The organism is Belliella kenyensis (assembly GCF_022549675.1).
GTDB classification, from domain to species: domain Bacteria; phylum Bacteroidota; class Bacteroidia; order Cytophagales; family Cyclobacteriaceae; genus Belliella; species Belliella kenyensis.
Genome location: NZ_JAKZGR010000039.1, coordinates 1 through 2670, shown reverse-complemented (window position 1 = coordinate 2670; position 2670 = coordinate 1). Strand labels below are relative to the sequence as shown.

Here is a 2670-nt window from a genome sequence, read left to right as displayed (position 1 = left end):
AAACTCCAGGCAAAGCTATGAACGACCGCTCCATACAGCATGCTATCCGCATGGCCATGAATCAGGCGGGCTTTGAACAGTATGGTTTTTCTGCACATTCTATCAGGCATTCCTTTGCTACACACCTATTGGATGCCGGTACGGACATCCATACCATCAAGCAGCTTCTTGGACATTCCAAGATAGAGACTACCATGATCTATCTCCACCTGACCAAACAGCGCAGGGATAAACTCGTCTCACCTCTTGACCTGCTCGGTCATGGAAACTGATGTTTCTTTCCAGTCCCTGTTCAGGCATCAATCCATCCCCAACTTCAACCCTTATAGTAGAGCGGTTTTCGCCGATCTTGCTGCCTGTCATACGGCTGCAAAAGGGTATCACCTCAGCAGGTGCAATGATCAGCAATGTGGAAACATCGCCCATAGATACCATTCCTGCGGTAACAGGCATTGTCCCAACTGTGGAAACATGAAAAGGGATGCCTGGATTGAGAGTAGAATGGATGAACTCCTACCTACCGCCTATTACCATATCGTCTTTACCCTGCCACATGAACTCAATCCAGTATTCATGGGGAACAGAGCTAAGCTATTCGCCCTTTTGTTTCTGGCAGCTTCCCAAACCCTGCTCAAGCATGCAAAGATGCTCGAATACCTAGGTGCTGAACCAGGGGTCACAATGGTACTGCACACATGGGGACAGGATCTTAGTTTCCATCCCCATGTCCACTGTATTGTCAGTGCTGGAGGATATGACGGACAGAGATGGGTAGATGCCAAACGTAAAAACAACCGATTCCTTTTTCCACAGAAAAGTCTGGCAAATATGTTCAAAGCAATCTTCATGGAAGGGTTGGAAAAAGACAGCTCAATTGGCTGGATTGGAAATAAAAATAGCTTACTGAAAGCCATAAGGTTCAAAAAATGGAACGTCTATGCCAAAACTCCTTTCGGTTCGCCTGACAGGGTAGTGTCCCGATAGCTATCGGGATGGACGTTACACCCACAAGATTGCCATCACCAGACACCGAATCCTTGAAGTTAGTGCAACACACATCAAGTTCAAATACAAAGACTATTCAGACGGTTCAAAAACCAAGCAGATGTGGCTTACTCATCAGGAATTCCTTCGACGCTTTGAGCAGCATATATTGCCAAAAAGGTTTGTCAAGATCCGCCACTTCGGATACCTGAGACTACAAGGAAAAACTGAACGGTTGACCTTGATACGGTCGTCACTCAATATGCAACTGGCCAAACCCAAAGTCATCATCCCATTCCAGATCAGAATGTTTGAAAAATACGGCAGGGATATCCACCAATGCCCTTGCTGCGAACACGGAAGAATGGAAACTATCTTTGATACTAGGGACAAATCAGGTAGAAAGCGAAAACCTTTCAAACCAAATCCCGCACCTTCTTGATCAACTTACAGGATCTAAGAAATCAGAGTTGGGTCCAAGACATGCCGAAAATTCAAATCCCCAGATGTTGGGTAGGGGAAGTCATGCCCAAACCAAAGCAAAAACTCCCAAAGTCATCGAAAAACAGAAACAACCGCTTCCTAAAATCCACCAACCAGCCTACTATTCCACCTAGCAAGCCCTTCACCCTACGGATGTCAGTCAACAGCCACTAGCAAAAAGCCCTGATAGATTTTTTCTCCTATCAGGGCTTTTTTTCGAGGGCTTTTCTCTAGAGGGCTAAATGTTGGCGGTAGTTGTTCTCATTTTCTCAATTTTTCTGTTCCGTGAAAATATGTCCCAAAATTGTCGGTTATAGTCTCGAAAGAAACTTGGTCAATTGCTGTATAAACATAAGCGTCCCACCCAAGGTCAAGGAAAATGAGTCTTTTGTTTATGGATTCTAAGTCTCTGTCAATTGTCTTTAAAAGGTCTATTATAAACTTACCGTCACTTTGTTTTTCTTCGTCAAATCCCTTTCTTATTTCGTTTACGTTTTTCCAATCTGTCTTAATCTGCAAATTGTCTTCAAGAAAATTTTCAATTTCTCTTTCGTTTTCTTCTCCACGCCAATCCGTCATCCATAGCTTTTCCTTACTGTCTCCAAAAATGTAAATAACTTCTATTGGCGTTAGTTTGTCCAATTGAAGGTTGTCATAGTCTTCTAAAAGTTCTTCGTTTTCAGTTAGAAATCTTTTATTGTCATTCAGAAATGTGTTGAAAAATGTTTCAAAATATGTTTTGACTTCTGGAAATAGTAATGCCCCTATGTCAATAAGTTCTTTATCATTAGTTTTAACTGACAATTTACTATCGTTACTTCTTCGCTTCTCAAATTTGTCGTCTAAAATAATTTTTACGATTTTGAACGGAAATGATATCAAAAGGTAAATGAAGTAAAACGGAAAAGTCACTATATGAAATATTCTCTTTATCATTTGTTCTGTGCCTGTTTTACAATTACTGCCAACGTTTCGCGGCTTTGCGAAGGCTGGGATTTTTAGCACTTACCTTCTTGATATTCTCGAACTACAAATATAGCACAAATCTTTCTAAAAAGCACTAAACCCCAGCTTTTGCAAAACCGCTGTTGAACTGACACCCTACGGGTGAGCGATTTACCTAAATTCTGCTTATTTTTAGTTATATCAAAATCTTTCATCATGAAAACTCAAAAAAAACACGCTGGGCACCGTAGCCCTCAA

2 protein-coding genes and 1 pseudogene are annotated in these 2670 nt (G+C 41.6%); 2 read left to right on the top strand and 1 reads right to left on the bottom strand.

Annotated features, from left to right (window positions below; all coding sequences use genetic code 11):
- Window positions 1–17: 17 nt before the first annotated feature.
- Window positions 18–272, top strand: coding sequence for a tyrosine-type recombinase/integrase (locus MM214_RS18820; protein WP_241297724.1), 255 nt, complete (start codon window positions 18–20; stop codon window positions 270–272).
- Window positions 262–1426: pseudogene (locus MM214_RS19210) on the top strand (IS91 family transposase). Before MM214_RS18820 ends, MM214_RS19210 begins: the two are co-directional and overlap by 11 nt.
- 302 nt (window positions 1427–1728) lie before the next feature.
- Here the strand turns inward: MM214_RS19210 and MM214_RS18805 are convergent.
- Complete coding sequence (locus MM214_RS18805) at window positions 1729–2403, bottom strand: DUF6630 family protein (RefSeq protein ID WP_241297723.1); 675 nt, start codon at window positions 2401–2403, stop codon at window positions 1729–1731.
- Between the last annotated feature and the right edge of the window lie 267 nt (window positions 2404–2670).

Coding starts and splice junctions, on each gene's coding strand:
- MM214_RS18805 (WP_241297723.1), bottom strand. CDS start 2,403: ATGATAAAGAGAATATTTCATATAGTGACTTTTCCGTTTTACTTCATT.
- MM214_RS18820 (WP_241297724.1), top strand. CDS start 18: ATGAACGACCGCTCCATACAGCATGCTATCCGCATGGCCATGAATCAG.